Source organism: Candidatus Symbiopectobacterium sp. (genome assembly GCF_020054415.1).
Lineage (GTDB): Bacteria > Pseudomonadota > Gammaproteobacteria > Enterobacterales > Enterobacteriaceae > Symbiopectobacterium.
In genome coordinates, this window is record NZ_JAHWCO010000540.1 from 1 (window position 1) to 4,114 (window position 4,114).

At 52.3% G+C, this 4,114-nt stretch carries 5 protein-coding genes and 3 pseudogenes; 1 reads left to right on the plus strand and 7 read right to left on the minus strand.

What is annotated here, in order from left to right; genetic code table 11:
* A pseudogene (locus QZ506_RS15920) lies at positions 1 to 81 on the minus strand (IS1 family transposase); the annotation flags it as partial.
* 46 nt (positions 82 to 127) lie between these two features.
* Between QZ506_RS15920 and QZ506_RS15925 the strand changes: the two are divergent.
* Positions 128 to 274, plus strand: coding sequence for a hypothetical protein (locus tag QZ506_RS15925; protein WP_291972383.1), 147 nt, complete (start codon positions 128 to 130; stop codon positions 272 to 274).
* Here the strand turns inward: QZ506_RS15925 and QZ506_RS15930 are convergent.
* From QZ506_RS15930 to galE, 6 genes and pseudogenes are all read right to left on the minus strand, one after another.
* A complete protein-coding gene (locus tag QZ506_RS15930) occupies positions 263 to 679 on the minus strand; it encodes a hypothetical protein (protein ID WP_291972384.1) in 417 nt (138 codons plus the stop codon). The two genes, QZ506_RS15925 and QZ506_RS15930, sit on opposite strands and share 12 nt — an antisense overlap.
* 15 nt (positions 680 to 694) lie before the next feature.
* Positions 695 to 853 (minus strand): annotated as a pseudogene (locus QZ506_RS21670) (copper-binding protein); the annotation flags it as partial.
* Between the two features lie 21 nt (positions 854 to 874).
* On the minus strand, positions 875 to 1,069 hold the full coding sequence (locus QZ506_RS15935; protein ID WP_291972385.1) for a hypothetical protein: 195 nt from the start codon (positions 1,067 to 1,069) through the stop codon (positions 875 to 877).
* Positions 1,070 to 1,257: 188 nt separating this feature from the next.
* Entirely contained in the window at positions 1,258 to 1,668 is a 411-nt protein-coding gene (locus QZ506_RS15940; RefSeq protein WP_291972387.1) for a hypothetical protein, read from the minus strand.
* A gap of 139 nt (positions 1,669 to 1,807) precedes the next feature.
* Positions 1,808 to 2,847: pseudogene (gene galM, locus QZ506_RS15945) on the minus strand (galactose-1-epimerase).
* 19 nt (positions 2,848 to 2,866) lie between these two features.
* Complete coding sequence (gene galE / locus QZ506_RS15950; RefSeq protein ID WP_291972390.1) at positions 2,867 to 3,883, minus strand: UDP-glucose 4-epimerase GalE; 1,017 nt, start codon at positions 3,881 to 3,883, stop codon at positions 2,867 to 2,869.
* Between the last annotated feature and the right edge of the window lie 231 nt (positions 3,884 to 4,114).

Below are 4,114 nucleotides of genomic sequence, written 5' to 3' on the forward strand. Positions count from 1 at the left end.
ATGGCCACTTTTGCCATAACCGTGTTTTTTCACAGGAGATGTCTGTTCACAAAATGGGCATCTTACATCAACTTTAGCCACTGTATTCCACATCCAAAACCGGACATTTCACACTGCAATCAACATATTGAATACACGACCCGCTGCTCGCGCTGTTGCTGCCACTCGCGGCCCCTGCTTTTTGCATGCCAAGCTGCCGCTGTGTGTCGCTCAGCAGGCGTTCAACTGCTTCCTGTGCATGTTGCCCCAACGCCAGTTCGAACTAGGCCAGTGATGCTTCTCGTTGCAACCCGGCGCGAATCACGTCCTGATTAGCCTCCGCTTTACGCGCTTCAGCGCGAATGGCATCTGATTCGCGTTCGCGTTTAGTGCTGCTGACATAATCCTGCATGATGCCGACACGTTGCATGGTCATGTCAGAACGGGTGAAACGATGCGCATTGGCCCCACTGACCGGAAAGTTATCAATCCCAACTTTCAGTTTGGGATCGGGTAGCTGCATGGCGGAATCTGCCATGTTATTCAAGGCATTCACTTGGTGATTATTGGCAGAAATTTCTGCCGAATACTGTTTCGCAGCCGCCAGGGTTTGATCGAGCGTTGTTGCCCGAGCCGTAAATATCGCGCAGCCAAAAAGCCATGTAAGGGCATAACCCGCCTGCTGTAGACGAAGCGTCAACATATCGACCTCGAATCAGTTAGCGGATGCTGAAATCAAATCGTAGCCGGAGGCGCTTTGGATAAAGGTGAAGTTCACCGTTTGTCCGACGCTCAGCGGGCTGCCCTTGTAGGCACTGAGGCCAAAACGCATGGTCATGGCGGGCCAACTAAGTGCGGGAATAGGTTGGTGGGCGAAGGTGACGCTGGTGTCCGACTAGGCTTTTACCACTCCTGTGCCTTGATACACCGTCGCGGCACGGGTGGGTTGAGTACCATGGTTCATGTTGCTGTGATCCATGGACATCATGGCATTGTGATCGTGCGCGGCGACAGGCGATGTTTCGGAAAAAGCAGGGGCTGTAGTAGCAACGGAAGCAAATAGGGCAATGGCGGTCAGTAACGTACGCATAATAAGTATCTCCAGAATAAAATATAACAAATGATAGAAAATCAATGTGTTGTTTTAACCCGTCATACTTAAAATTGCAGATGCGTTAGCTACGTTCACTCACCCGAATCACTTACTGGAGTAAGCCCATCGGGACCCATTCGCTTGCCGACTTCCTGCAACTCGAATTATTTAGGGTATATCTGGATTTATTCTCCGAAACGGCAGTATACGATCTCAGCCGGTGGCCCGGTTCGCGGTGGTGTTAACCACGTGTGTTGATCAGGGAGGTTAGTATCATTCGCCAACACGAGCAACGTGCTCGTATCATGCGCTATCGCATCCAGGTTCAGCGGCGAGGCGGTCTTTTGCGCCGTATCCGGTGTGCAGTGTTTATCACACAGCGGCGCTTTCGCCATGACTGAGGCGTGGTGAGAGACCCGTGTCATGTTCATGCCGTGGTGACTGACCACCTGCGTGGTTTGTACCACCGGTTGGACATCGCACAGATGAGCTGCCAACGCCAGTTGGGTATTAAGCATCAACCAACAGACAACCACGCCAAACGCCAATAGACGGCGCTTGCGTTGCGGTAATTGTCTGAAAGGCAACCCAAACATGCGGAGCTTCCCACGGAGTAATCGAATAGCCCTACATATAACAATAATTTTTGCGTAAGCGAAAGCGTGAATTGTTTGCTGTGCACGCTCTTGACATAAATTTACCGTGCAAAAGCGTGCCCGGTTTGTCTTGGTGGCGTTATGTAACGAATTGATAACTTGTCAGTGAGCAGTACTGCTGGGTTTCAGCCAACAGTCTGGTTGTGGCCAGTCCGGATGATTTGGACTGTCTGGCAAAAATTCACTTTCCAGCGCCACTCCAGCGAAGTTGTCATACAGAGTGCCGTCTCGGGCAGGGGTCCCCGCGAGAAAGTTCCCACTGTAAAGCTGCAAGGCTGGAGCGCTGGTGAAGACGCTCATCATCACTTTCTCATCCGCAGACCACAGGTTTGCCGCTGGGCATTCGCTGGAGCCGCAGGTCCGATGCAGCAGATAAGCGTGGTCATAGCCGCTAACCGCTTTCTGATCGGCGTCGTGCAAAAAATCCTGCAATAGCGTTTTGGGCTGGCGGAAATCCAGACCCGTGTGGTTTACCAGAGCAAGGCCGTCAACGGGGATCCCCTCACTGTTCACCGGCAAATAATGATCGGCGAACAGTTGTAAACGGTGGTGACGCACATCGCTGGTATGTCCATCAAGATTGAAATGGGCGTGGTTAGTCAGGCATACCGGACAGGTTTTCTCTGTCAGCGCGGAATACTCAATTTCCAGCGCATTGTGTTCGGTTAACCGATAGCGTGCCTGTGCGGTCAATTGCCCCGGGTAGCCCTGATCGCCATCGGGCGAGACCGGCAGATAAGTGATTTGCGTAGCATCCTGCTGCACAATGCGCCAGCGACGCGCGTGAAACCCATCGGGTCCACCGTGCAACTGGTGTTTGCCCTGATTGGGTGTCAGTGTGTAGATTGCGCCGTTTCGCTGTAAACGGGCGTGGTCGATGCGGTTGGCATAGCGCCCGATAGACGCGCCAAGATAGGCCTGTTGGCGCGGATAATCCGCAGGTGTCGTGCAGCCGAGCAGTACTTCACGCACTTCTCCCTCCGGCAGAGGGACCTGACAAGAAAGCCAGGTTGCGCCCCAATCTATCAACATAACGCGCATTCCTGCACGGTTCTTTAGCGTAGTCAGCGTAAAAGGCTGGCCATTTGGGGCCATTTCAGCACTTTTTTCGTTCAGCATACACCTGCTCCTCAGGGTATCAGTCGGGATAGCCATTGTGATGTTTGGATTGCCAGCGCCAGGTATCCTCCGCCATTTGCGCTAACGTCCGGGTAACGCGCCAGTGGAGTTCATTGGCCGCTTTTTCCGGATCGGCCCAATAGGCGGGAAGATCGCCCTCGCGGCGCGGGGCGAAGTGATAGGGTAGCGGTTTACCGCATGCCTGACTAAATGCTTGCACGACGTTCAATACACTGTAGCCGACACCAGTCCCCAGATTGTAAATATGTACTCCCGGGCGTTGATACAGTGCTTTCATTGCTGCAACGTGACCGTCGGCCAGATCGACGACATGGATGTAATCTCTGACGCAGGTGCCATCTTCCGTCGGGTAGTCATTACCGAAGACAGACAGCGATTCTCGGCGACCAACGGCGACTTGCGCGATAAAGGGCATCAAATTGTTAGGGATGCCTTGTGGATCTTCGCCCATCTCTCCTGAAGGGTGTGCCCCAACCGGATTGAAATAGCGTAATAAGGCAATGCTCCACTCCGGATGCGCTTTCTGTAAGTCTGTCAGGATCTGCTCCACGATCAACTTGCTGCGCCCGTAAGGGCTGGCGGGCATACCGGTGGGAAAGCTTTCCTGATAAGGGATACGTGGCTGATCGCCATAGACCGTTGCAGAGGAACTAAAAATCAGGTTTTTAACGCCCACTTTTTCCATTGCTTTAACCAGCGTCAGGGTGCCATGGATGTTATTGTCATAGTATTCAACAGGCTTGCTGACGGATTCTGCGACCGCTTTTAGCGCAGCAAAATGGATCACGGCATCGATGTTTTCAGTGGCGAAAATACGGTCTAATAAAACGCTATCGCGAATATCACCTTGATAAAAGGGCACTGCCTTTCCGGTGAGACGGGTAAGGGTTTCCACCACGCTGGCTTTACTGTTGCACAGGTTGTCCAGAATAATCGGTTGATGCCAGGCTTCTAAAAGCTGAACACAGGTATGGCTGCCGATGTAACCGCTACCACCTGTCACTAAAACATTCATAAGAACCTCGATGACCAATGTTGAATAAAACTAGCATAGCCTGTGGGGGGGGGGGGGGAAAGGTGATCTGCAACGAAGATATTCGCTGAAATTATGTGTACTAGCTCAGACCTGATCTGACAGTTACCGATTATTTATACAGGTGTCTGTCAGATTACATCTGGTTCAGATTCTTTTCTGCCCAGATCCGTTTTCCATCGAGTAAAGTGGCCATCGGCGTACGCCCGCAGC